This window comes from Burkholderia sp. GW821-FHT14F03, from assembly GCF_058803765.1.
Genome location: NZ_JBXAPG010000010.1, coordinates 79,993 through 104,188, shown reverse-complemented (window position 1 = coordinate 104,188; position 24,196 = coordinate 79,993). Strand labels below are relative to the sequence as shown.

The following is a 24,196-nucleotide window of genomic DNA, read 5'->3' as shown; positions in this document are numbered from 1 at the left end:
CCAGCATGGAAGCGAACCAATCATTTCGGCCCGCGCAGGTGTTCGCCGGACATCCGGCGCGGATGGTGCACGCGGCGGGCGTCGGCAAGACCTTCGTGCTGCACGGGCAGGGCGGGATCCGCATCGAGGCGCTCGGCGACGTGTCGCTCGACGTCGACGCGGGCGAGTGCGTGGTGCTGACCGGGCCCTCGGGCGCGGGCAAGAGCACGCTGCTGCGCTGCCTGTACGGCAACTATCTGGCGAGCGCGGGCGGCATCGCGATCCGCGAGCCGGCGCGCGCTCACGTGGTGGTGACCGAGGCCGAGCCGCACGAGGTGCTGCGGTTGCGGCGCGACGTGGTGGGCTATGTCAGCCAGTTCCTGCGCGCGATTCCGCGGGTCGGCGCGCAGGCGCTGGTGGCCGCGCCGCTGATCGCGCGCGGGGTGGACGAGGAAGAGGCGAACGCGCGCGCCGCGCGCCTGCTCGAACGCCTGAACGTGCCGCGCCGACTGTGGCCGCTCGCGCCCGCGACGTTCTCGGGCGGCGAGCAGCAGCGCGTGAACATCGCGCGCGGGCTGATCGCCGGGCATCCGGTGCTGCTGCTCGACGAGCCCACCGCGTCGCTCGACGCGGAGAACCGCGACGCGGTCGCGGCGCTGATCGTCGAAATGCGCCGGCAGGGAACGGCGATCGTCGGTATCTTCCATGACGAGGGGACGCGCGACCAGGTCGCGACCCGTTGCGTCGAACTGCGTGCGCCGTCGCGGCAGGCGCGCGCCATCCAATGAAGCAAGCTGGGCGAAAGCTGGAGAAAGCGATGTTGATCAGCAATGCGCGCGTTGTCACGCGCGACGAAGTGTTCGTGGGCGCGGTGCAGGTCGAGGACGGCGTGATCCGCGATGTGGCGCGCGGGGCGACCGCCGCGCGCGAGGCGCAGGACTGGGGCGGCGACTACCTGCTGCCCGGGCTCGTCGAACTGCATACCGACAACCTGGAGAAGCATCTCGCGCCGCGCCCGGGGGTGGTGTGGGACGTCGATGCGGCGTTCGTGATCCACGACGCGCAGATCGCGGCGGCCGGCATCACGACGGTGTTCGATTCGCTCGCGATCGGCACGCGCCTGAGCGTCGGCGTACGCGGCCGCGACATGCAGACGCGTTGCGCGGAGGCGCTCGCGCGCTTCGAGCGCGACGGCCTGCTGCGCGCCGAGCATTTCCTGCATCTGCGCTGCGAGGTCGCGACCGAGGACGTGGTCGAGGTGTTCGGCGCTCTGGAGCGGCATCCGCTGCTGCGGCTCGCGTCGGTGATGGACCATACGCCGGGCCAGCGCCAATGGCACGATCCCGCGCAGTGGCGGCGCTACCAGGAGCGGCATGGCCGCTGGAGCGACGAGCAGGCGGCGACGCTGCTCACCGAGATGGCCGACGAGCAGCAGCGCTTCGCGGACCGGCACCGGCGCGAGATCATCGCGCGCTGCGCGGCGCTCGGCGTGCCGGTCGCGAGCCACGACGACACGGTGGTCGAGCATGTCGAGCAGGCGGCGGCCGAGGGCATCACGCTGGCGGAATTCCCGACCACGCGGGTTGCCGCGCAGGCCGCGCGCGCGCATGGTCTCGCCACGATCATGGGCGCGCCGAACGTGATGCGCGGCGGTTCGCACTCGGGCAACGTGTCGGCGCTCGAACTGGCGCGCGACGGCCTGCTCGACATCCTGTCGTCCGACTACGTGCCGTCGAGCCTGTTGAGCGCGGCGTTCGAACTGGTGCGGCTCGCCGGCTGGACGCTGCCGCGCGCGATCGCGACGGTGTCGGCCGAGCCGGCCATGCAGGCGGGGCTCGTGGATCGCGGCGCGATCGCGCCGGGCCTGCGCGCGGATCTCGTGCGGGTCGCCCTGCATGGCGATCTGCCGGTGCCGCGCGAGACCTATCGCGCGGGGCGACGGGTCGCTTGAGGGCCGCGCGGCGCGCGGACGCAGGACGGTTCGCGCGCCGCGCCGGACGGTCACGCGACCGGGGCGGGTTCATGCGGTCGCTGCGCCGGATCGTATCGGCATACGCCTGCGCGTTCGCGAAATCGATCTTGTCGACGTCGATTCCATGACGCCGGCACGCATCGCCGACTGCCGCGCGCGGCATCGCGCCGTCCCTCAGCGACCTGATGACCATTCTCAGCGAGACCGCGTTGCCGGCCGAGTGCCTGCAACTCGAATTGCTCGAAAGCATGGCGATGAACACGCGCGAGGAGATCGGGATTCTGTTGCGGGAATTGGCCACGCGCGGGATCAGTCTCGCGATCGACGATTTCGGCACGGGGTATTCGTCGTTCGTGTACCTGCAGGATCTGCCGGTCGATACGCTGAAGATCGACCGGTCGTTTCTCACGGACTGCGGCTCGGGCAGCCCGGACGACGCGATCGTGCGCGCGATCGTGGCGATGGGGCGGGCGTTGGGGCTCGACGTGGTCATGGAAGGCGTCGAGACGGAACGGCAGCTGGCGTTCCTGCAGGAGATCGGGTGTCACCAGGTGCAGGGGTTCTTGTTCGCGCGGCCGCAGCCGGCGGAGCAACTGGTCGAGATCTCGCTGGGGCGCGGGAAGGCGGCGGCCGATCGCGGGGCGGAGGCGCTGGCGGAGTGAAGGGGCGGCGTTGCATGCGTGGTCGAGCGTGCGGGTCGTGCCTCGCGCCGTGGGTATCCGTCGAGGCGGGGCGGGCAGGAGCCGACGCACGTCGCGGGGCCTGTCACGCGATCTTCGCACTCCCCCCTCGCGTCCCTGCATCACCTGCCATCGATTCCCGCACATAGCGCGCAAACTCCCGCGCCGCCGGCTGCGCCGCGCCCGGCAGGCGCAGGCAGATCGCGAACGGCGGCAGCGCGGGCAGGCCGGCCTCGCGAGGCGTCAGGATGTCCAGGTCGCCCGGCACCGTGGAAACGAGCCACGCCGTGATCGCAAGACCCGCGCGCACCGTCGCCGCCGTCGCCTCAATATTGCCGCTCTCGAACACCGTCCGCCACGCAATGCCCGCGTTCGCCAGCGCGCCGAGCACCACCGGACGGAACGCGCAGCGCGCGTCCACCATCGACAGCGGCAGCGGCCGTTTCTGCCACGCCTCGCTGCCGCGCCCCGTGACCCACGCCAAGGGTTCGATGCGGATCACGTCGCCCTCGGCTTCGCTCGCGACGTATTCGATCAAGGTCACATCCACGCGGCCGCTGTTCAACGCCTCGTCCAGCTCCGGCGACGCCGCGCACACCAGCGAGATCTCCACGTGGGGATGCGCGTCGGCGAACGCCTTCATCGCGGGCACGAGCGGCGTCACGAGATCGTAAGGCACGCCCACGCGCAGGCTGCCGCGTAGCGGCTGGGCGGTCATGTCGGTCCAGATCTCGTCGTTCAGCCGCAGCATCTGGCGCGCCTTGACGAGAAACTGCTCGCCGTGCCGCGACAGTTCCAGCTTGCGCGTCTTGCGCACGAACAGCACGCAGTCCAGCGCGGCTTCGAGCCGTTTCACCTGCTGGCTCACCGCGCCTTGCGTCATGTGCAGCCGATTCGCCGCGACCGTCATGCTGCCGCTGTCGGCGACGGCGACGAAGGTGCGGATCAGATCGAGGTCGAGGTTGCGGGTCATCGACGCATTATGCGGCGTAATGGATCGCATCAAAATTATTCCATTTGCTGATGTATCGACGCCTTGTACAGTACGAGTATCGTTCCCCGGATTGGCCCCGATGACCTCGATCCTGCCGCTGCTCCTGTTCGTCGCCGTCGCGACCGTGACGCCGGGCGGCGCGACCATGCTCGCCACCGCCTCGGGCGCGCGCTTCGGCTTCATGCGCTCGATTCCACTGATGCTCGGCATTGCCTTGGGCCTCGCGTTGCTCGCCGCCGTCGCGGCGCTCGGGCTCGGCGGTCTGCTGCTCGCGCTGCCGTCGCTGCAAACGGGCGTGAAGGCGCTCGGCTCCGCCTATCTGCTGTGGCTCGCGTGGCGGATCGCGCGCAGCGGGCCGCCGAACGCCGGCGACGGTCCCGCGCGCCCCATCACGCTCGCCAACGGTTTCGTGCTGCTGTGGCTCAACCCGAAGAGCTGGGCGATGACGGTCGGCGCGGCGGCGTCGTTCGCGTTGCTCGCGAGCACCCCGAACCGGCTCGCGATGCTGCTCGGCGCGGCGTTCGGCGTGGCCGCGTGCGCGTCGCTCGCGCTGTGGTCCGCGCTCGGCGTGCTGCTCGCGCGGCGCCTGCGTACGCCGCGTCACTGGCGCATGCTCAACGTCGTCATGGGCGTGCTGCTCGCCGCGTCCGTCATTCCGACCTGGAGATAGACATGTCATCCCATCCGTTTGCCGAATCGTTCGACCTCGAAGCGGCGTTCGCCGACGTATCCGAGTATTGGTCGCCGAAAGTCGTGGCGCAGGTCAACGATCAGTACGTGAAGATCGCCAAGGTGCGCGGCCAGCTCGTGTGGCACGACCATGCGCACGAGGACGAACTGTTCTTCGTCGTGCGCGGACACCTGAGGATCGAATACGAGGGCGGGCGCTTTGTCGATCTGCCGGCGGGCTCGATGCACGTGGTGCCGCGCGGCACGCTGCACAATCCGGTCGCCGACGACGAATGCTGGGTCGTGCTGGTCGAGCCCGTGCAGACCCGGCATACGGGCGAGGTGGTCTCGCCGTTGACGAAGCCGATCGAGGCGCAGCTGCGCTGAGTGCGTGCGGGTCGGCGTGGGCCGCGCGGGCGCTCGATTACCGTCGATGTCGATGTCGATGTCGATGTCGATGTCGGCGACGTCGAACCTTGTCCGTTACGACGGCCCTTGCCGCGTCAGTTGTTGACGGAAGAACGCAAGCACCTCGCCATTGAACGCCCGATGAAACGCGCCGCGATCGAAATCCGGCTCGTCGGCGCAGATCTCGCGCGCAACCTGCGCGAAGGCAGCCGAGCAGGGCGCCATGAAGGAAAAGTGCCGGGCGTGCGGCACGACATGCACCGCCGGTTTCGCCGGCAGCTCGCCGACGAGGTTCGCGACGCTCTCGGGCGTCACGCCGCCTCCGCCCAACTCGGATCGCCAGAGTTGGACGGGAATCTTGACGTTCGAGAAGCTTTCCGCCGAGAAGAAGAGGGCGACCGGATCGGCGATCACCGCCGCCTTGATGCGCGGATCATGCGCGAGCGCAGGCGGTTCTCCCTTGCGCACCTGATCGCAGAGCGGCGTATCCACGCCGTCGCACAAGCGCAGATGCGTTCCAAACGAGGGCTCGGCGCCGATCGCGACGAGCGCGGAGTATCCGCCGCGCGAGAAGCCGAAGATGCCGATGCGGTTTGCGTCGATGCGGTCCGAGGCCCGCCACGAGCCCAGCATGAAATCGATCAACCGCTTGATGTCCGCTGGCCGCTCGACGAGCACCGGGAAATCGTTGATGCGGGTCGCATCCGTTGCATTGTCGCCGGGGTGGTTGATCGCGGCGACCACGAAGCCCGCATCGGCCAAGGCCTGCGCCGTGTCGGCGTGATCGAGGAACGCGCCGCCCCGGCCATGCGAGATGACGACGAGCGGATGCCGCTCGCCCGTGACCGGGCAATCCCTGGCGACGGAGAGGACGATCGGGCCGAGGGCTTCGTCGCGGGGCGCCTGCTTGCACGGATACCAGACCGCGCCCTTGAGCGCGTGAAGCGGCCCGTTGCCGGGAATCTCGATGAACTGAAAGCCGGCGGCTTGCGCCAGTGAGGTTCCGATGCACCAGGCCGCGACGAGCATGCAGAAACGAATCATGGTTCTTCCTGTTCTATCCGCGCATCGCGCCTCGACATCGCGCCTCGAACCGGGCGTCCATGTTACCCGCGTTGATTGCGGGCGCAAGCATGTTCCGCATCATCCCGGCATGCGAGATCCGGGGCGACTATTGATTTCGTCCGACAGCGGACCGTGGACAGTTGATTGCCCACTGCCAACCACCAACCACCTCACTCCGCCGCAAGCGCCGATCCGAACAACTTCATTGCGGCCCGATCGGCCATCCCGAGCGCCGCATTGGCGCGCGTACGCAACGCCGCGTGATAGTCGCGCAGCGCGACAGGCCAGCCCGCGCCATATCCGGCCCGCGCCGCCGCGAGGCGCGCGACGAGATCGGCGGCGTCGGCGAGCGCGGTATTCGCGCCGACGCCGCCCGCCGGGCTCATCACATGGATCGCGTCGCCGAGGAACGCCAGCGGCGCGGGCGGCGGCGTCGCGCCCAGCGCAGGCGCGCGGCGCACCGGCTGGAGCGCGAGCGACTCCGGCTCCGCGTGGCGCAGCAGCCGGCGCACGCGCGGATGCCAGTCGCGGGTCCAGTGGTCGACGCTGTGCAGCCAGACATCGGCGTCGGCCCGCCGGCCGATCGGTTCGACGCGCGCGAGCCGCGTCTCGGGGCCGATGAACGCCCAATACAGGTAATCCTCGACCCGGCTCAACCCGGCCGGGCGCAGCGCATCCGGGCAGGATGCCGCGAACGGCGCGCCGAAGCGCATCGCGTCGAGCACGGCGGCGAAGCCGTCCGCGCCGATCACGGTCGTGCCGGTGCCGAGATCGTCGCCGGCCAGCGCGCGCAGCGCGGGCGTGAGCGGGGTGCGGCCATACAGGCAGACAGTGCCCGTCGCACGCGGTTCGGCCTCGGGCAACGCGCGCCTGCGCAGCATCGAGTGCACGCCGTCGGCGGCGACCAGCACGCGCGTGCGCCGCGCGCTGCCGTCGGCGAATTGCGCGGTCACCGCGCCGTCCTCGGCCGGCGCGTAGTCGACGCACGCCTGGCCGAAGTGCAGATGCGGGCCGAGATCCTGCATCAGGATCTCGCGCAGCGTGAGCCGGTGCGCGCTCAGGTCGCCGGGGCCTTCCTCGGTGGCGGACGGGGCCCAGTTGTCGGCCGCGCGGCCGTCGAGCGCCGCGAGCTGAGGGTCGACGCAGCGGCCCGCCGAGGCGCTGGCCGCGCAGGTGGCGCGGAACAGGTCGTAGCGCGCCTCGGGCAGGCACTCGGCGAGCGCCTGCCGGCCCATGGCGTCGATGCGGATCCGGTAGCCCTGGGTGCGGCTGTGCGGCGCGGCGTCGCGTTCGTAGACGTCGAACGGAATGCCCGCGCGCCGCAGCCCCTGGGCCAGGCACAGCCCGCCCAGGCCCGCGCCGATGATGGTGACGTGTAACGGCTCGATTTGGTCCATGCGTGTGATCCCACGAGAAAACGACAGGGATTCAGGATGCGCCCGAACGGGTTGGTTAAGATAACCGCATTGAGACCAGAAATAATGAAAAACGGCCAATGCGCGCGGAGAACACGACGATGGCGAACCTGGATTACGCGGATGCCCTGGACGGGCCGGCGCTGTGGGTGCTCGAAGGCTCGGACGCGCCGGAGTCCGAGTTCCGGCTCGGCACGCGCGAGTACGACTGGCACAGCCACCGGCGCGGCCAGTTCTTCTGCATCGAGAGCGGGCTGCTGCACGTGCACACGGCGCGCGGCGCGTGGCTGCTGCCGCCGCACCGCGCCGGCTGGCTGCCGCCCGGCACCGAGCATCGGATCGGCGTGAGCGGCGTGATGCGCGGCTGGGGCGTGATGATCGCGCCGTCGAGCTGCGCGGCCCTGCCCGACGCGCCGTGCGTGGTCGGCCTCAACGAGCTGCTGCTCGCGCTGGTGCGGCGCGCCGCGCGCTGGTCGAACAGGGCGGCGCTCGCTCCGGCCGACGAGCGTCTCGTCGCGGTGCTGCTGGACGAGATCGCCGCCGCTCCGCGCGAGGCCTTGCATCTGCCGATGCCGGACGATCCGCGCCTCGCCCGGCTGGCGCGGCGGATCGTGCGCGAGCCGGGCCGCGCGCTCACGCTCGACGCGCTGGCGGGCGAGGTGGGGCTGTCGGCGCGCAGCGCGCGGCGTTTGTTCGTCGCGCAGACCGGCATGAACTTCGTGCACTGGCGGCAGCAGGCGCAGCTCGCCTATGCGCTCGAACGGCTCGCCCACGGCGATGCGGTGGGCGCGATCGCCGATGCGCTCGGCTATGCGACGCCGAGCAACTTCATCGCCATGTTCCGCCGCGCGCTCGGCGCGTCTCCGGGCAGCTATTTCGCGCCGGGCGCGCGCTGAGCCGCGCCCGGCCTTCTGTTTTTCCGAAGGCCGGCCTCGGCAATTCCGGGTTGTCCGGCGCGCGGGCGCATGGGGAGAATGGCGCGCGGCGCGGCGTGTCGGCGCGCCGCTCCATCCATCCGCCTGCTTCGGGAGCCAGCATGAGCACAGTCCTGTCCGCCTACCGCCAGATCGGGGAGCATCGCTATCGCGAGATCGCCGGCCTGTATTACGAGGATTTCGAACCCGGCGCGATCTACGAGCACCGGCCCGGCCGCACCATCACCGACGTCGACAACATCTGGACCACGCTGCTGACGATGAACAGCCAGCCCGTGCATTTCGACGCGGCCTACGCGGCGCATACCGAGTGGCGCAAGCTGCTCGTCGACAGCACGTTCACGCTCGCGCTGCTCACCGGGATGAGCGTGCGCACGGTCAGCGCGAAGGTGGTCGCGAATCTCGGCTGGGACAAGGTGCGCGCGACCCGGCCGGTGTTCGCGGGCGACACGCTGTATGCGGAATCGACCGTGCTGGGCAAGCGCGAATCGGCGAGCCGGCCGACACAGGGCATCGTGACGGTGGAGACGCGCGGCCTGAACCAGGACGGCGCACTGGTGATGCGTTTCGAGCGCACCATGCTGATCCACAAGCGCGGCCACGGGCCGGAGGCCGAGGCGAACTACTGAGGCCGCGTGCGCACGCGGGACGACGGAAAGGAGTAGGGTGTCACGGGTCCGCGCGCGGCCGGCCGTCGGGCCCGCGCGCGGGCCGCCTCTCATTGCGTGTCGTCAACGATAGGGAGCACAGCATGGCCAAAGCCACGATAGCCGACTACCTCGCCGCCACGCTCGCCGCCGCCGGCGTCGAGCGGATCTGGGGCGTGACGGGCGACAGCCTCAACGGCCTGTCGGACAGCTTGCGACGGCTGGGATCGATCCGCTGGATGCATACCCGCCACGAGGAGGTGGCGGCGTTCGCGGCCGGCGCCGACGCCGCCGCGACGGGCCGCCTCGCGGTCTGCGCGGGCAGTTGCGGGCCGGGCAACCTGCACCTGATCAACGGTCTCTACGACTGCCATCGCAACCACCAGCCGGTGCTCGCGATCGCCGCGCACATCCCGTCGTCCGAGATCGGCCTCGGCTACTTCCAGGAAACCCATCCGCAGTCGTTGTTCCGCGAGTGCAGCCACTATGTCGAGCTGGTCTCGAATCCCGCGCAGTTTCCACGCGTGCTCGCGACCGCGATGCGCACCGCGATCGAGGCGCGCGGCGTCGCGGTGCTCGTGGTGCCGGGCGATGTCGCGCTGAGCGAGGCGCCCGAGGAGGCGGCGGGCTGGGCGTCGAGCAGCGCGCCCGCGACGCTCGCGCCCGCCGACGCGGACCTCGACCGGCTCGCCGCGCTGCTCGACGCGGCGGGCGCGGTGACGCTGCTGTGCGGCAGCGGCTGCGCGGGCGCGCACGACGAGGTGGTCGCGCTGGCCGATGCGCTGGGCGCGCCCGTCGTGCACGCGTTGCGCGGCAAGCAGTACGTCGAATGGGACAACCCCTGCGATGTCGGGATGACGGGCCTGATCGGCTTCAGCTCCGGCTATCACGCGATGATGTCGTGCGACGCGCTGGTCATGCTCGGCACCGATTTCCCATACCGCAATTTCTACCCGCCGCACGGCAACATCGTGCAGATCGATCGCCGCCCGTCCGCGCTGGGCCGGCGCGCGCCGCTCAAGCTCGGCCTGGTGGGCGACGTGCGCGCGAGCGTGCGGGCGCTGTTGCCGAAGCTCGCGCGCAAGAGCGACCGGCGCTTCATCGACAACGCGCGCCGCCACTACCAGGAAGCGCGCCAGGGCCTCGACGAACTGGCGCGCCCGTCTGCGCCCGGGCGGCCGATTCACCCGCAATACCTGACCCGCATGGTCGATCGTCTCGCGGCCGACGACGCGGCGTTCGCGGTCGATGTCGGCACGCCCACGCTGTGGGCCGCGCGCTACCTGACGATGAACGGGCGGCGCGCGCTGCACGGCTCGTTCAACCATGGCTCGATGGCGAACGCGCTGCCGCAGGCGCTGGGCGCGCAAGCCGCGGCGCCGGGCCGGCAGGTGATCGCGCTGTCGGGCGACGGTGGCCTGTCGATGCTGCTCGGCGACCTGCTGAGCGCGCGCCAGCTCGACCTGCCCGTGAAGATCGTCGTCTACAACAACAGCTCGCTCGGTTTCGTGGCGATGGAGATGAAGGCGGGCGGCTATCTCGACACCGGCACCGACCTGAGCCCGACCGATTTCGCGGCGATCGCGCGCGGCGCGGGCATCGACGGGATCCGCATCGAGCAGGCGGAAGCGCTCGAGGACGGGCTGCGCGACGCGTTCGCGCGGCCCGGGCCGGTGCTGGTCGACGTGGTGACCGCGAAGCACGAACTGGCGATGCCGCCGAAGCTCCAGTGGGCGCAGGCCAAGGGTTTCAGCCTGTACATGCTGCGCGCGGTGTTGAACGGGCGCGGCGACGAGGTGCTCGAACTCGCGCAGACGAACCTGCGCTGAGCGCCGCGCGCGGCGTTACGCGGCGTCCTTGACGGTGACGTAGGCCGCCGTCGCGTAGGGCACCGTGACGACGTCGCGGCCGCGCAGCGCGGGCTCCGCATCGATCAGCGCGCGCAGCCGGGCGTCGAGTTCGGCGCGCGCGGCCTCGGGCAGCGCGGCGATGAAGCTCATCGAGCGCACCCGGTTCAGGATCACGTCCTCGGGCGCGCCCGTATGGCCGTGCGCGAAATGTTCGACGCGCAGCGGGCCGAAGCCCGGAAACGGAAAGGCCGCGCGCCACGCGCCCGTGTGGTGGCGCGGCACGCCGCCCTCATGCTGGTTGACGAGCGCGTCGATGCGCGCCACCCAGTCGACGCGGGCGTCGCGGGTGTTCCAGATCAGCCCGAGCCGGCCGCCCGGCTTCAGCACGCGGTGAATGTCGGCGAGCGCGTCGCGGCTCGCGAACCAGTGGAACGCCTGCGCGCAGACCACCACGTCGACCGAGGCGTCGGGCAGCGGCAGCGCCTCGGCCGCGCCGGCGAGCGCGGTCACGCCGGGCAGCGCGGCGAGCTTCGCGCGCATCGCGTCGACGGGCTCCACGGCGATCACGGCCGCGCCCGTCGCGACGAGGCGCGGCGTGAACTTGCCGGTGCCCGCGCCGAGGTCGACGACGCGGGCGCCGGGGCCGAGGCCGAGCGTGTCGCGCAGCCAGCCGTCGACGGCGGGCGGGTAGTCGGGGCGGCCGCGCACGTAGGCGTCGGCGGCCGCCTCGAAGCCGGCGGCGGCGGCGGGATGGACGGGCGGCGGGGTCGGGCTCATGGGGCGGGGGCTCGCGGGAGGAACATGGGGCGATCATAAGGCGCTTCGCACCCGTGCGCGCCGCCGCCGCGCGAAAACCGTCGCCGCGGGCGTTTTCATTCGATTAAATCAATTGCTGATAGTAAATGCCCGGTCATTATTTCCTGATGGATGGAAATGCGTGAATTCAATTCGCCGAATTGGACTTTAGTATTAGGCCCTCTTAAGATCTGAGTCCCACTTAATATCTTTACCGCTGAGCCGGCCTCTCCCTGCCTGCCGCACGGCCCCACCCCATGAAAATCCTGATCATCGACGACCACCCGGTCCTGCGCGCGGGCGTGGCGGCGCTGCTGCACCAGGACGCCGCCGATACCGAGGTCGCGCAGGCGGGCACGCTCGCCGACGCCCTGCGGATCGTCGCCGAGCGCGACGACCTCGACGCGGTGGTGCTCGACCTGATGCTGCCCGGCACCGACGGCTTCGCCGCGATCGGCGAGCTGATCGACGCGCGCCCCGATCTGCCGGTGATCATCCTGTCATCGTCGGAGGACCCGCACGACGTGCGCAACGCATTCGCGCACGGCGCGTCGGGCTACGTGCCGAAGTCGTCGAGCCGCGGCACGCTCGCGGCCGCGATCCGGCTCGTGCTGAGCGGCGATCTGTACGTGCCGCCCCTCATCATCGAGTCGGTGTCGTCGATCCGTTCGTCCGGGCTGCGCAAGAACGCGCTGACGGTGCGCCAGATCGAGGTGCTGCGCTGCGTGTGCGAGGGGCTCGCGAACAAGACGATCGCGGCGCATCTCGGCCTCTCGGAGAAAACCGTGAAGGCGCATATCACCGCGATCTTCCGCGCGCTGAACGTCGTGAACCGCACCCAGGCGGCGATCGCCGCGCGCGAGGCCGGCCTGATCTAGCCGCCGCGCGGCCGTCAGCCGACGGCCATCCTCAGCGCGGCAGCCGCGTCGAGCACGCCCGCGCCGGGCGGCGCGACGCTCGGGCAGGCCGCGCGCGTCGCCGCGCCGGGGCGCGCGGTGGCGACCAGGATCGCGGCGATGCGCGCGGGCGTGAGCGTCGGGTTCGCCGCGACCATCAGCCCGACCACGCCGGCCACCTGCGCGGCCGCGTAGCTCGTGCCGCTCTGGCTGTCGTAGATCGCGGGGCCGGGGGTCGTGAGGCCGGCGCTGCTGGTGCTCAGGATCTGCGAGCCCGGCGCGCTGAGCGTCACCTCGTCGCTGAAATTGCTGTAGGACGCGCGGCGCGCGAGCGCGTCGGTCGCGCCGACGGCGATCACGCCGCGGCAGTTCGCGGGCGTGTCGAGCGCGGTCGCGCTGCCGCTGTTGCCGACCGCCACCACCACGCTCACGCCCTGCGCCGTCACGTCGTCGATCGCTTGCTGGAACGTGGTGCCGCACGGGCCTTCGCCGCCGAAGCTCAGGTTGAGGACGCGGGCCGGGTACGGATTGGCGGCAACGCCCGCGACCGGCAGTCCGGCCGCCCAGCGCATCGCGTCGACCACGTCGCTGGCCGCGCCGCCGCATTTGCCGAGCACGCGCACGGGCAGGATCCGGCCGGCGCTGCTGATGCCGGCGATGCCGATGCCGTTGTTGGCGGCCGCGCCGATGATGCCCGCCATCTGCGTGCCGTGCCAGGTGCTGTTGTGTATGCCGGCGATGCAGTTGTAGAACGGCGTGCCGGGCGTGTTGAATTCGTCGGAGGTGACCCAGTCGCCGGGATCGGTCGCGTCGGCGCCGCGGCTGTGGCCGTTGTTCGCGGTGGCGAGGCTCGTGATGAAGTCGTAGCCGGGCAGCAGGTTGGCCGCCAGATCCGGATGCGGCAGGTAGCCGGTGTCGAGCACGGCGACCACGGCCGTGGGCGCGCCCGTCGTGATGCGCCACGCATCGGGCAGGTCGATGCCGCCGACCGGATCAAACAGGTTCCACTGGCGCGGATACTCGGGATCGGTCGGCAGCGCGCGCGGCGCGACGCGCAGGTCGGGCTCCGCGTAGGCGACCTCGGGGTCGGCCGCGAAGCGGCGCGCGAGCGCGGCGGCGCTCGCGGCGTCGAGCGCGGGCGTGAGCGACAGCAGGGTGGCGCCGTCCGACAGCGCGCGGGCCGGCCGCGCCGGCGCGGATGCCGCCGCGCCGGCGGCCGGCGCATCGTGCGCGATGCGCGCGATCACGGCCGCCATGCGGGTGCCGGGGTCGGGCGCGGCGGCGCGGCGCAGGGCGGCTGTGGCCGTTGAAACTGTTGAGGCGGCGTCCTGTGTCTCGGCGCGCAGCTTGACGATCATGCGCTCGACGGGGGCGGTGTTCACGGCCGCCGGCTCGATGGCGCGCACGGCGGCGAGCGTGGGCGTCGGGCACGAAGCTGTGGGCGTTTGCGCGGGCGCCGCCGCAGGGGGCGCGGCTGGGGAGGCGGCAGCGGCGGGCGGTGGGGCGGCGGGCGTGTCGCCGCCGCCTCCACCGCCGCCGCATGCGGCAACGAGCAGCATCGCGGCGAGGGCCGCGAGGCCGGAACCCGGATGGATCGGGAGGTGTGGTGCGCGCTCGGGGATCGGATGTTGGCCGTGCATGCTCGCTCCTTCCGGACCCGCCCGCTGCTGCGCGATGCGCGGCGGCCGGCCGGTCCAGGTGAGGCGAGACCGCAGATATCCTCGCATGGGTCGGGACATGAGGCGGCCCCGCCGGGTTGGGTTGCGTTGCGTTCTGGTTCCGCGCCGCTCTGCGTCGGGCGGGGCGGCGTGCTGCGCCGCCGTGTCCCGTGCGCGTGATGCGATGCGCGGGATGAACGTGAATATCGCGGACCCGTCATGCCGTGTAAATTGGCCGAAGGTCGCGCACGTGAGTCAAAGGTCGTAGTCCTGAATGGACATAGGTCCGCGTGAAATGTGAACAGGGCCGTGGAGAAGCGAGAGGAAAAAGCCGGGAAAAATCCCGTGACCAATACGCGCGCCATTCGGGAAATGATGGTATATGGCGCACGGGAAAGTCTTCGGAAAGTGCGCGATTACCTGCCAGTTGATAAGGAATGCGTGATATTAGACGGCATGCCGCGCGAGAGGCGGCGGTCGCGATTCATTCGTGTGAGGAGGGCGCGCGGGTCGGTCTTGCGTGGTATCGCATCGGCGCGGCGACGGCCGGATTCCCGCATGACCGGCGGGAATCCGGAACGTTTGATCGGGATAGCGAATCGTCAGCGAATGCCGAAATGTCTTTGTAGGTCGCTTCTGACAATGCTTGTATTGTCCGGCCTTGTATCTGACAGAAAATGAAGTCGCTCGGCGGGTGGGTCCTCGTATCCCGTCGGGCAGCTTGGTAGCGTTGATCCTAGGTTCCCCCCGGACACCAGGATCTTTGGCCGCCACGTCCGCCGGGCGGGCGTGGCGGTTTTTTTGCCGGACGGCGAACGCCGCCTCAATGCATGTACGTGACCAGGCGCGCGCGGTCGCGAATCTCGAGACCCGCGTCGAGCAGCGAAATGGAAAACCAGCGGGTGATCTTCAGCACGCCGCTCACGGTGATGGGCGGCAGCCATCCGGCAAGGATGCGCAGCGCAGCTTCGCTGCGGGTCGACTGCAGGTGCGCGATCGCCTGCAGCAGCGACGCCTCGTCGTTCGCGAGGTCGTTCGCGCAACGGCAGCGCGTGTCGAGCGGGCGCGGCGATGCGCCCGTGAGCGTCGTCATCATCATGTCGAACTGGTCGAGACCGTCGACGCGCAAGCCCGCGTCGAGCAGCACGTCGCGCCACGAACGCTGCTCGCGCGCCGCGCCGCAGTCCGGATGGAGCCAGGTGCGCACGGCGGTCAGGATGATGCGTTCGGCAAGATCGGCTTCCCCGGCGGGCGTTTCGTCGAGCAGCGAATGGTTGCGGGCGGCCGAGCGATGGAAATTCATGGAGCCTCCTGATGAGGTCGGGCCGGCCGATGGCCGGCGCGTGGAAAGAGGAGCGTCAGCGCGCCGGACCGCGCCATTCGCGGACATAGGCGTCGCGGGCCGGGCGGGCGACCGCGCTCGCGGGCGCGACGGGCGTGCCGACGTAAAGAAAACCGAGCACCTGTTCGTTCGGCGCGAAGCCGAGCGCGTCGTGCAGCGCGCTCGCGCGCGAATCCGGGCCGCTGGCCCAGAAGCCGCCGTAGCCGAGCAGGTGGACCGCGTTGAGCAGGTTCATCGCGGCGGCGCCGACCGCGAGCAGCTGCTCGCTCTCCGGCACCTTCGGATGCGCGCTGAGCGCCGCGCCGAGCGCGATGATCAGCGGCGCGGCGAGCGCTTTCTGGCGGCGGTGTTCATGCGCGCCGGCCGGCGCGTCGGGCGTGCGCGCGGCCGCGCAGGCGACGAACAGGTCGCCCAGCGACTCGCGCGCCGCGCCGCGGATCAGCACGAAACGCCAGGGCCGCAGCGCGCCGTGGTCGGGCGCGCGCAGCGCGGCGTCGAGGATCGTGTCGAGCGCGTCGCCGTCGGGCGCGGGCTCGGTCAGCGGCCAGTGCGAGCGGCGCGACAGCAGCGCCTGGAGCGGGTCGGCGGCGGTGACGGGAAGGGCGGCGTTCATGAGTCGGAGTCAATGCGATGGATGTCGCCATCATCGTACAAATCCGACTCAATTGCAAATGATTCTCATTTGCGAAATAAGCACGAAATATGTGCCAGATCAGGAACCCTGCGCCGGGCGGCCGGCGAAGCCCGGCCAGCAGGCGCAGCCGCGCCGGACGAAGCCGCTGCCGGTCTTGATCACGATCGCGCCGATCGCGAGCGCGGCGAGGTCGTCGAGACGGCCGAGGCCGGCCAGCGCCGCGCTGGCCGCGCCGGTGGCGAGCAGCGCCGACAGCGCGTCGGCGCGGACATGCCAGCCGCTGGCCGCCAGCAGCGCCGAGCCGGTCTCGCGCGCGCGGCGCAGCATCCAGCGCGACAGCGCGGCCTTGCCGGCGAGCGTGACGGCGAGCAGCGCGAGCGGCAGGGCGCCCGGCTGCACGGCGGGCGGCGCGCCGAAATGGCGGGTCGCCTGCCAGATCATCTGCGCGCCGGTCGCGACGAGCAGCGCGCCGAGCCCGGCGAGCGCGATCGGCTCGTAGGTGGGGCGGCGTTCCGGCGGCAGTGCCGCGTCGAGGCGGCAAGCGAGCAGAATGAGACCGTCGGCGGCGAGATCGATCGCGGCGTGCAGGACATCGGCGAGCAGGCCGGACGAATGCGCATGGGCCGCCGCGATCGCTTCGATCGCGAGCAGCAGCAGATTGGCCGCGAGGCTCAGGGCAAGGACGCGGGTCGTGGCCGCGTGGACGGAGGGCGTGGCGCGCGACAAGCGCTGCATGGCGTGGGGTTCTGTCGTTTAGGCGTAGCGTGCAACGGTACGGGGGCTCGATGGCAGCCCGATGACACGCGCGTGCGCCAAGCCGGGGCGGCGCGCTGCGCCGGCGCGGCGCATGCCCGCGCCGGTCGGCCCGTGCGACGCACCGCCCTGGTGCGCGATGGTGCGCGGGCGTGCCGGAACCGGTCCTGCGCGCGCAAGGCACGCTCCTTGCTGGATGAAATGCGCGCCGGCCCGGCATCCGTGATGCCAGACAAGAACGTGGGAGTAGTCCGATGAAACCGTTCGATGAAATGCTGCAACCCGGCGATATCGTGAGGGCACCTTACGCGCGCCTCAAGCAATGGCTCGACGCGCAGGATCCGGCGAGCCTCGCGCAGAAGGCGCGCGACGCGGAGAGCGTGTTCCGCCGCACCGGCATCACGTTCGCCGTGTACGGCGACGCCGAGGCCGCCGAGCGGCTGATCCCGTTCGACATCGTGCCGCGCGTGATTTCCGGCCAGGAGTGGAGCCGGTTGTCGCTCGGCATCGAGCAGCGCGTGATGGCGCTCAACGCCTTCCTCGACGACATCTACCATCGCCAGGAGATCGTGCGCGCGGGCATCGTGCCGCGCCACCTGATCGCGCGCAACAGCGCGTTCCTGCCGGAGATGATCGACTTCCGGCCGCCCGGCAACGTCTACACCCACATCATCGGCGTCGACATCGTCCGCACCGCGGAAAACCAGTTCTACGTGCTGGAGGACAACGCGCGCACGCCGTCGGGCGTGTCGTACATGCTGGAGAACCGCGAGACGATGATGCAGCTGTTTCCCGAGCTGTTCCAGCAGGTCAAGGTGCGGCCCGTCGAGACCTATCCGCAGCTGCTGCGCCAGTCGCTCGCCGCCGTCTGCCCGCCGGGCGGCAACGCCGCGAACCCGACCATCGCGGTGCTGACGCCGGGCATCCACAACTCCGCGTACTACGAGCACGCTTTCCTCGCCGACCAGATGGGCGTGCACCTGGTCGAGGGCAGCGACCTGCAGGTGGTCGGCGACCGGGTCGCGATGCGCACCACCGAGGGCTTCCGGCCCATCGACGTGCTGTATCGCCGGCTCGACGACGCGTTTCTCGACCCGCTCACGTTCCGGCCCGACTCGGTGCTCGGCGTGGCGGGGATCATGGACGTCTATCGCGCGGGCGGGGTGACGATCGCGAATGCGCCCGGCACGGGCATCGCCGACGACAAGGCGATCTACTCGTACATGCCGGAGATCGTCGAGTTCTACACGGGGCGCAAGGCGCTGCTCGAAAACGTGCCGACCTGGCGCTGCGCGGAGCCCGACAGCCTGAGCTACGTGCTCGCGCATCTTCACGAGCTGGTGGTCAAGGAGGTGCACGGCTCGGGCGGCTACGGCATGCTGGTCGGCCCGGCCGCCTCGCGCGCCGAGTGCGAGGCGTTCGCGGCGAAGCTGCGCGCGCGGCCCGCGAACTACATCGCGCAGCCCACGCTCGCGCTGTCGACCACGCCGATCCTGACGGAGAAGGGGCTCGCGCCGCGCCACGTCGACCTGCGGCCGTTCGTGCTGGTGTCGGACCAGATCCGCATCACGCCGGGCGGGCTCACGCGGGTCGCGCTGAAGGAGGGCTCGCTCGTCGTCAATTCGAGCCAGGGCGGCGGAACCAAGGACACCTGGGTGCTCGCCGACTGACGGCGCGCGCGGCACAACGATCGGAGTGGACCCCCATGCTTCTCGGACGGACGGCAAGCGGCTTGTACTGGATGTTCCGCTATATCGAGCGCGCGGAGAACACCGCGCGGATCGTCGATGCGGGATTGCGGATGGCGCTCACCCGCAGCGCGGACGCGCCGGCGGAATGGTCGTCGGTGCTGGTCAGCTCCGGCGCGGATCACGGCTACCGGCAAAAACACGAGGTCTACGCGGCGGACAGCGTCGCCGACTACCTGCTGCGCGATCGCGACAACCCGTCGAGCGTACTGTCGTGCGTCGAGTACGCGCGCTCGAATGCGCGCATGGTGCGCACGGCGTTGACGCGCGAGGCGTGGGAGAGCGTCAACAGCGCGTGGCTCGGCCTGACGCGCGCGCTGGCGCCGCCGATCGCGCCGAGCGGCCTGCCGGCGCTGCTCGACGAGATCAAGCGCGAGACCGCGCTGATCATCGGCAGCTTCTACAGCACGATGCTGCGCAACGAGATCTTCGATTTCGCGCAGCTCGGCGCGTTCATCGAGCGCGCCGACAACACCGCGCGGATCCTTGACGTGAAGTACCACCTGCTGCTGCCCTCGGTGTCGCATGTCGGCACGATCCTCGACAACTACCAGTGGGAGTCGATCCTGCGCTCGGTCGCCGCGCACCGCTCGTATCGCTGGGTCTACGACGTGCAGTACCGGCCGCTCAACATCGCGGACTACCTGATCCTGAACGACCGGATGCCGCGCTCGCTGCGTTTCTCGTCCGGCCGCATCGTGACGAGCCTCGGCCATCTCGCGAAGGACTACGGCGTCACGCACGGCTGCCACGAGACGGCGGCGCAGATCCGGCAGACGCTCGACGACAACACGGTCGAGCGGATCTTCAAGCACGGCCTGCACGAATTCCTGACCGATTTCATCGCCCGGAACAACAGCCTCGGCCTTGAAATCGCCGACGCCTACAACTTCGACTGAGAGCCATCATGCGACTTGCGATCCGACATATCTCGCGCTTCAGCTTCGACGAATCCGCCGCCTACGCGCTGCAGCGCCTGCGGCTGCGACCGCAGAGCGGCCCCGGGCAGACCGTGCGCGCGTGGCAGGTGACGGTCGACGGCGTCGAGCCGACGCTGTCGTACGCGGACGGCCTCGGCAACCGCGTCGACCTGGTGCGCCGCGAGCGCGACCGCGCGGGAATCGTGGTGACCGCGGCCGGCGTGGTCGAGACCCGGGACCGCGCGGGCATCGTCGGGCCGGTCGACGGCTATGCGCCGCCGTGGGTGTTCGAGCGCGAGACCGAGCTGACCCAGGCGGGCGATGCGGTGCGCGCGCTCGCGGCCGAATTGCCGATCGAACCGCGCAGCCTCGACGCGCTGCACTGGCTGATGACCGAGGTGCACGGCCGGGTGGCCTATGCGCCGGGCGAGGGCGAGGCCGCGGACGATGCGGAGACCGTGCTGCGCACCGGCGCGGGCACGAGCCGCGACCACGCGCATGCGTTCATCGCGGCGGCGCGCGCGCTGGGCATCCCGGCGCGCTACGTGTCGGGCTATCTGCTGACCGACGCGCCGCTGCAGCGCATCGCCGAGGCCTTGCAGGCGGTCGGCGTGGCGCAGCAGGTGCAGCAGATGGCGTATGAGGCGTCGCCCGCCGCCGCGCGCGCGGGCGACGCGGAGCGGCAGGCGGGCGCGCCGCGCGACGGGGCAGTCGGCTCGCCGCCGTCGGGCCATGCGTGGGCGGAGGCCTATGTCGACGGGCTCGGCTGGGTCGGTTTCGATCCGTTCATGAATCGCTGCCCGGACGAACGCTACGTCCGCATCGCGACGGGCCTCGACCAGCGCGATGCGCGGCCGGTCCACGGGATCGGCGCGCGGCTCGTGAGCGTCGAGATCAACGTCGCGCAGGCGCCGGAGCTGGTCTGAGCGGCGCGCCGGGGCAGGGCGCCGCGCGGTGGGCCGCGCGGGAGGCGGGCGGGAAGCGGGAGGGCGACGGGATGATACGATGCGCGCTGAACGGGCACGCCGCGCCGGCCGATGGGCGGGCGCGCCGGGCTGCCCGTGCCTGACGAGTCGACATCGTGCCTCCTCTTTCCTCCGACGATCCGAGCGCCGCCGACGCGATGCATACGCTGTTCGACAGCGGCGCGGACGCCGCCGCGCTGGGCGCGGCGCTTGCGGCGCGCGCGAGCGCCGGCAGCTACGACGAGCTGCGCGGCAGCGCGGCCGGGTCCGGCGATGCGCTCGCGCCTGCGTGGCGCGCCTTCTTCACCCAGCTGGGCAGCGTCGGCTTCGCCGACCTCGACCGTCGCGCCGACGCGCTCGCGCGCCGCATGCGCGAGAACGGCTTGGCCTATCAGCCGCACGGCCTCGACGATGCCGCGCCGCGCCCGTGGTCGCTCGACCTGCTGCCGCAGATCCTGACGCCGCGCGAGTGGCAGGCGATCGAGCGCGGCGTGCTGCAGCGCGTGCGCCTGCTGAACGCGATCCTGAGCGACATCTACGGCGAGCAGACGGTGCTGCGGCGCGGCCTGCTGCCGCCGTCGCTGGTGACGGGCCATCCGGGCTACCTGCGGCCGATGCGCGGCGCGCGCGCGCCGGGCGATACCTGGCTGCACGTCGCCGCGTTCGATCTCGCGCGCGGGCCGGACGGCGAGTGGCGCCTGATGGCGCAGCACACCCAGGGGCCGACGGGGCTCGGCTACCTGCTCGAGAATCGCGTGATCGTGTCGCGGTTGTTTCCGCGCGCGTTTCGCGGCCTGCGCGTGCAACGGCTCGCGGCGAGCTATCGCGCGCTGCTGCGCAGCCTGCAGGAGCTGAGCCCGGCCGGCAAGAACGCGCGGATCGTATTGCTGACGCCCGGCCCGCACGCGGCCACCTATTTCGAGCACGCGTATCTCGCGCGCTACCTGGGGCTCACGCTGGTCGAGGGCGGCGACCTGACCGCACGCGACAACCACGTATACCTGAAGACGCTGAGCGGGCTGGAGCCGGTGCACGGGATTCTGCGGCGCGTCGACGACGATTGGCTCGATCCGCTCGAACTGCGCGCCGATTCGCTGCTGGGCGTGCCGGGCCTGCTGCAGGCCGTGCGCGCGCGCAACGTGCTGGTCGCGAACCTGCCGGGCTCCGGCTTCCTGGAATCGCCGGGCGTGCTGGGATTCCTGCCGCGCCTGGCCGAGAGCCTGCTGGGCGAGACGCTGAGCCTGCCGGCGGTCGCCTCGTGGTGGTGCGGCGAGCCGGCCGCGTGCGCGGAAGCGCTGTCGCAGCTCGCGCGCGCGGTGATCCGGCCGACCTTTCCGGCCGGCGTGCAGGCGGGCGGCAGCTTCGAGCCGGTGTTCGGCGCGCGGCTCGCGCCGGACGAGCTTGCCGCGTGGCGCGCGCGGATCGCCGAACAACCCGCGCATTACACGGTGCAGGCCGACCTGCCGCTGTCGCAGGCGCCCACCTGGCCCGGCCGCGCGCAGGCCGGCGACGGCGGCGCGCGCATCGTGCCGCGCCCGCTGCTGCTGCGCGTGTTCGCGCTGGTCGACGGCGCGCGCACCTGGCGCGTCCTGCCGGGCGGCCTCGCGCGGGTGGGCGCGCGCGAGGCGCTGTTCGATGCGCCGATGCCGCACGGTGGCAGCAGCGTCGACGCGTGGGTGATGACCGACGGGCCGGTCGACGCGACCACCTTGCTGCAGACCCATCTCGGCCCCGACGATCTGGTCGGCCGGCCGCGCGCGATTGCGAGCCGCGCGGCGGAGAATCTGTTCTGGCTGGGCCGCTACACGGAGCGCGCGATCAATCTTGCGCGGCTCGCGCGCGCGGCGCTCGAACGCCTGCGCGGCGAGGACGACGTGGAAAGTCTCGCGCACCTGCACCTGCTCGACGCGCTGTGCCGCGTGCACGGCTTGCTGCCGTTCGATACGCCGGCGGCGGCCGAGGCGCCGCAGGCGTTCCAGCAGGCGCTGGTGCGCGCGCTCACGACGCGCGCCGGGCGCGATGCGGGCATCGCATCGTGCCTGTTCGGGATGCGCGGCGCGGCCGCGGCGATCCGCGAGCGGCTGTCGCGCGAGCAATGGCGCCTGATCGACGATGCGGCGCAACTGTTCGAGGTCGGCGACGCGGACGACCCCGAGCCCGAGGATCAGCTCGGCAGCGGCGCGCTGCAGTTGCTCGAACGCCTGAACCTGCTGCTGTCCGCGATCACCGGTGCGCAGACCGACAACATGACGCGCGACGACGGCTGGCGGCTCCTGACGATCGGCCGGCAGATCGACCGGCTCGATTTCCTGGCCGGCGTGCTGCGCCGCGCGTTCGAGGATCGCGCGGTGCTCAAGCAGGACGGCTTCGAACTCGTGCTGGAGCTGTTCGACAGTTCGATCACATTCCGATCGCGGTTCCAGCGCTGCTTCGACGTCGCGCCGCTGCTCGCGCTGCTGGTGCTCGACACGGACAATCCGCGCGCGCTGGCCTGGGTCGCGCAGTCGCTGCGCGGCCGCCTCGAAAAAGTCGAGCGCGGCGAGGGCTACGCGCTGTCGGAACTGGCGGAAGGCATTCCGGAGATCAAGGGCTGGTCGCTGGCCGCGCTGTGCGAGGTGGACGACGCGGGGAATCATCCGCACCTGATGGCGCGGTTGGAGGCGAGCGTGAAGGCGGTGCGGGTTCTGTCGGACCGGATCGGCGAACGCTATTTCAGTCATGCGCGGGACGCGGGCAGGGCGCTATGGGGATGAGCGGAACCGACGACCGCGCGCCCGGCGCGACGGAGGACGACGCGCCGTCCCGCCTGCTGCGCGTCACGCACGACACGCGCTACCGCTATGCGGCGCGGGTGGAGTCGGCGCAGCACCAGGCGCGCCTGAGGCCGCTCGACACCGCGCGGCAGCGGGTGCTGGACTTCGCGCTGGAAATCGCGCCGACGCCGCACGGCATGAGCCGCGAGACCGATTCGTTCGGCAACCAGCGCACCTCGTTCGCGCTCGATCAGCCGCACGACGAGCTGACGGTGCGCAGCCGCAGCCTGGTGCGGACCCGCGCGCCCGCGCTGTCGGCGGGACGGCGCGGCGAACCGCCGCCCGCGATCGCGCAGCCGACGGCGGGGCAGGCGAGTACGTGGGAGGCGGTGCGCGAGCGGCTCAGCTATCGGGCGGGGCGCGCATTCGACCCGGCGAGCGAATTCGTGTTCGCGTCGCCGCAGGTGGCGTGCGATCCGGCGCTGGCCGCCTATGGCGCGGTGAGCTTCACGCCGGGCCGGCCGTTCGTGCAGGGCGCGTGGGAACTGATGCAGCGCATCCATGCGGAGTTCGCGTACGCGCCGGACAGCACCGACGTGTCGACCACCGCGCTCGACGCGCTGCGGCTCGGGCGTGGCGTGTGCCAGGACTTCGCGCACGTGATGATCGGCGCGCTGCGCTCGCTCGGGCTGCCCGCGCGCTACGTGAGCGGCTACCTGCTGACCGAGCCGCCGCCCGGGCAGCCGCGCCTGATCGGCGCGGACGCATCGCATGCGTGGGTCGAGGTGTACGACCCGGCGTGGCCCGAGGACCACGGCTGGCTGCAGCTCGATCCGACCAACGATCGCGCGCCCGGCGACGACTACGTGATGCTGTCGGTCGGCCGCGATTATGCGGACGTGACGCCGCTGCGGGGCGTGATCCGCGGCGGTGGGGCGGGCCAGGTGCTGACGGTCGGCGTGACGGTCGAGCCGGTGCCCGCCGGGTAGCGGCGGGTGGCGCCAGCGGGCGCGCAGCGGTCCTGCAAGGGGATCGTCGGGGGGCTGTATCGATACTGTTACATGTCTTACAAGGTCCGATCCGGGAAATGACAAATAACCTGCGGCGCTTCGCTATAC

Annotated in this window: 21 protein-coding genes and 1 pseudogene; 14 read left to right on the top strand and 8 right to left on the bottom strand. The window is 71.2% G+C overall.

Going from position 1 to position 24,196, the window contains the following annotated elements:
- Positions 1-5: 5 nt before the first annotated feature.
- From phnL to AC1RQF_RS09140, 3 genes and pseudogenes are all read left to right on the top strand, one after another.
- A complete protein-coding gene (gene phnL / locus AC1RQF_RS09150; RefSeq protein WP_443111441.1) occupies positions 6-767 on the top strand; it encodes a phosphonate C-P lyase system protein PhnL in 762 nt (253 codons plus the stop codon).
- Between the two features lie 29 nt (positions 768-796).
- The gene (locus AC1RQF_RS09145) at positions 797-1,930 is read left to right on the top strand and encodes an alpha-D-ribose 1-methylphosphonate 5-triphosphate diphosphatase (protein ID WP_492871837.1); all 1,134 of its coding nucleotides are present in this window, start codon (positions 797-799) and stop codon (positions 1,928-1,930) included.
- Positions 1,931-2,124: 194 nt separating this feature from the next.
- A pseudogene (locus tag AC1RQF_RS09140) lies at positions 2,125-2,613 on the top strand (EAL domain-containing protein); the annotation flags it as partial.
- 103 nt (positions 2,614-2,716) lie between these two features.
- Here the strand turns inward: AC1RQF_RS09140 and AC1RQF_RS09135 are convergent.
- The gene (locus tag AC1RQF_RS09135; RefSeq protein ID WP_273996285.1) at positions 2,717-3,604 is read right to left on the bottom strand and encodes a LysR family transcriptional regulator; all 888 of its coding nucleotides are present in this window, start codon (positions 3,602-3,604) and stop codon (positions 2,717-2,719) included.
- 100 nt (positions 3,605-3,704) lie between these two features.
- Here AC1RQF_RS09135 and AC1RQF_RS09130 point away from each other — a divergent pair, with 100 nt between their 5' ends.
- Together AC1RQF_RS09130 and AC1RQF_RS09125 are read left to right on the top strand one after the other, a co-directional pair.
- Positions 3,705-4,295 carry a LysE family translocator gene (locus AC1RQF_RS09130; RefSeq protein ID WP_273996284.1) on the top strand — a complete coding sequence of 197 codons (591 nt, stop codon included), beginning with the start codon at positions 3,705-3,707 and terminating at the stop codon, positions 4,293-4,295.
- A 2-nt stretch (positions 4,296-4,297) separates the two neighbouring features.
- Entirely contained in the window at positions 4,298-4,681 is a 384-nt protein-coding gene (locus AC1RQF_RS09125) for a cupin domain-containing protein (protein WP_273996283.1), read from the top strand.
- 96 nt (positions 4,682-4,777) lie between these two features.
- Here AC1RQF_RS09125 and AC1RQF_RS09120 read toward each other — a convergent pair whose 3' ends face one another.
- Together AC1RQF_RS09120 and AC1RQF_RS09115 are read right to left on the bottom strand one after the other, a co-directional pair.
- On the bottom strand, positions 4,778-5,746 hold the full coding sequence (locus tag AC1RQF_RS09120; RefSeq protein ID WP_492871836.1) for an alpha/beta hydrolase family protein: 969 nt from the start codon (positions 5,744-5,746) through the stop codon (positions 4,778-4,780).
- 191 nt (positions 5,747-5,937) lie between these two features.
- Entirely contained in the window at positions 5,938-7,164 is a 1,227-nt protein-coding gene (locus AC1RQF_RS09115; protein WP_492871835.1) for an FAD-dependent oxidoreductase, read from the bottom strand.
- A gap of 119 nt (positions 7,165-7,283) precedes the next feature.
- Between AC1RQF_RS09115 and AC1RQF_RS09110 the strand changes: the two genes are divergently transcribed.
- The 3 genes from AC1RQF_RS09110 (at position 7,284) to poxB (ending at position 10,593) form a co-directional block, all read left to right on the top strand.
- The gene (locus AC1RQF_RS09110; RefSeq protein ID WP_492871834.1) at positions 7,284-8,078 is read left to right on the top strand and encodes an AraC family transcriptional regulator; all 795 of its coding nucleotides are present in this window, start codon (positions 7,284-7,286) and stop codon (positions 8,076-8,078) included.
- Between the two features lie 140 nt (positions 8,079-8,218).
- Positions 8,219-8,746 (top strand): (R)-specific enoyl-CoA hydratase RipB/Ich, encoded by a 528-nt coding sequence (ripB, locus tag AC1RQF_RS09105; RefSeq protein WP_273996279.1) that lies wholly within the window; start codon positions 8,219-8,221, stop codon positions 8,744-8,746.
- A gap of 122 nt (positions 8,747-8,868) precedes the next feature.
- Positions 8,869-10,593, top strand: a complete 1,725-nt coding sequence (gene poxB, locus AC1RQF_RS09100; RefSeq protein ID WP_492871833.1) for a ubiquinone-dependent pyruvate dehydrogenase — start codon at positions 8,869-8,871, stop codon at positions 10,591-10,593.
- Positions 10,594-10,608: 15 nt separating this feature from the next.
- On the opposite strand, the gene AC1RQF_RS09095 is transcribed toward poxB, so the two are convergent.
- Positions 10,609-11,391, bottom strand: a complete 783-nt coding sequence (locus AC1RQF_RS09095) for a class I SAM-dependent methyltransferase (protein ID WP_492871832.1) — start codon at positions 11,389-11,391, stop codon at positions 10,609-10,611.
- Positions 11,392-11,666: 275 nt separating this feature from the next.
- Here AC1RQF_RS09095 and AC1RQF_RS09090 point away from each other — a divergent pair, with 275 nt between their 5' ends.
- On the top strand, positions 11,667-12,287 hold the full coding sequence (locus tag AC1RQF_RS09090; protein ID WP_273996276.1) for a response regulator transcription factor: 621 nt from the start codon (positions 11,667-11,669) through the stop codon (positions 12,285-12,287).
- A gap of 14 nt (positions 12,288-12,301) precedes the next feature.
- Here AC1RQF_RS09090 and AC1RQF_RS09085 read toward each other — a convergent pair whose 3' ends face one another.
- From AC1RQF_RS09085 to AC1RQF_RS09070, 4 genes are all read right to left on the bottom strand, one after another.
- Positions 12,302-13,945: a S8 family peptidase gene (locus tag AC1RQF_RS09085; RefSeq protein WP_492871831.1), complete on the bottom strand. Its 1,644-nt coding sequence runs from the start codon at positions 13,943-13,945 to the stop codon at positions 12,302-12,304.
- A gap of 841 nt (positions 13,946-14,786) precedes the next feature.
- On the bottom strand, positions 14,787-15,266 hold the full coding sequence (locus tag AC1RQF_RS09080; protein WP_273996275.1) for a hypothetical protein: 480 nt from the start codon (positions 15,264-15,266) through the stop codon (positions 14,787-14,789).
- Between the two features lie 55 nt (positions 15,267-15,321).
- Positions 15,322-15,918 (bottom strand): nitroreductase family protein, encoded by a 597-nt coding sequence (locus tag AC1RQF_RS09075; protein ID WP_273996274.1) that lies wholly within the window; start codon positions 15,916-15,918, stop codon positions 15,322-15,324.
- Positions 15,919-16,017: 99 nt separating this feature from the next.
- Positions 16,018-16,674: a cation diffusion facilitator family transporter gene (locus tag AC1RQF_RS09070; RefSeq protein ID WP_273996273.1), complete on the bottom strand. Its 657-nt coding sequence runs from the start codon at positions 16,672-16,674 to the stop codon at positions 16,018-16,020.
- 272 nt (positions 16,675-16,946) lie between these two features.
- Between AC1RQF_RS09070 and AC1RQF_RS09065 the strand changes: the two genes are divergently transcribed.
- The 5 genes from AC1RQF_RS09065 to AC1RQF_RS09045 all read left to right on the top strand — a co-directional run bounded on the left by AC1RQF_RS09065 (position 16,947) and on the right by AC1RQF_RS09045 (position 24,067).
- The gene (locus tag AC1RQF_RS09065) at positions 16,947-18,362 is read left to right on the top strand and encodes a circularly permuted type 2 ATP-grasp protein (protein ID WP_492871830.1); all 1,416 of its coding nucleotides are present in this window, start codon (positions 16,947-16,949) and stop codon (positions 18,360-18,362) included.
- 35 nt (positions 18,363-18,397) lie between these two features.
- Positions 18,398-19,339: an alpha-E domain-containing protein gene (locus AC1RQF_RS09060; RefSeq protein ID WP_273996271.1), complete on the top strand. Its 942-nt coding sequence runs from the start codon at positions 18,398-18,400 to the stop codon at positions 19,337-19,339.
- An 8-nt stretch (positions 19,340-19,347) separates the two neighbouring features.
- Positions 19,348-20,286 carry a transglutaminase family protein gene (locus tag AC1RQF_RS09055; RefSeq protein WP_273996270.1) on the top strand — a complete coding sequence of 313 codons (939 nt, stop codon included), beginning with the start codon at positions 19,348-19,350 and terminating at the stop codon, positions 20,284-20,286.
- Positions 20,287-20,483: 197 nt separating this feature from the next.
- A complete protein-coding gene (locus tag AC1RQF_RS09050) occupies positions 20,484-23,078 on the top strand; it encodes a circularly permuted type 2 ATP-grasp protein (RefSeq protein ID WP_492871873.1) in 2,595 nt (864 codons plus the stop codon).
- The gene (locus AC1RQF_RS09045) at positions 23,069-24,067 is read left to right on the top strand and encodes a transglutaminase family protein (RefSeq protein ID WP_443111439.1); all 999 of its coding nucleotides are present in this window, start codon (positions 23,069-23,071) and stop codon (positions 24,065-24,067) included. Before AC1RQF_RS09050 ends, AC1RQF_RS09045 begins: the two co-directional genes overlap by 10 nt.
- Positions 24,068-24,196: the final 129 nt, after the last annotated feature.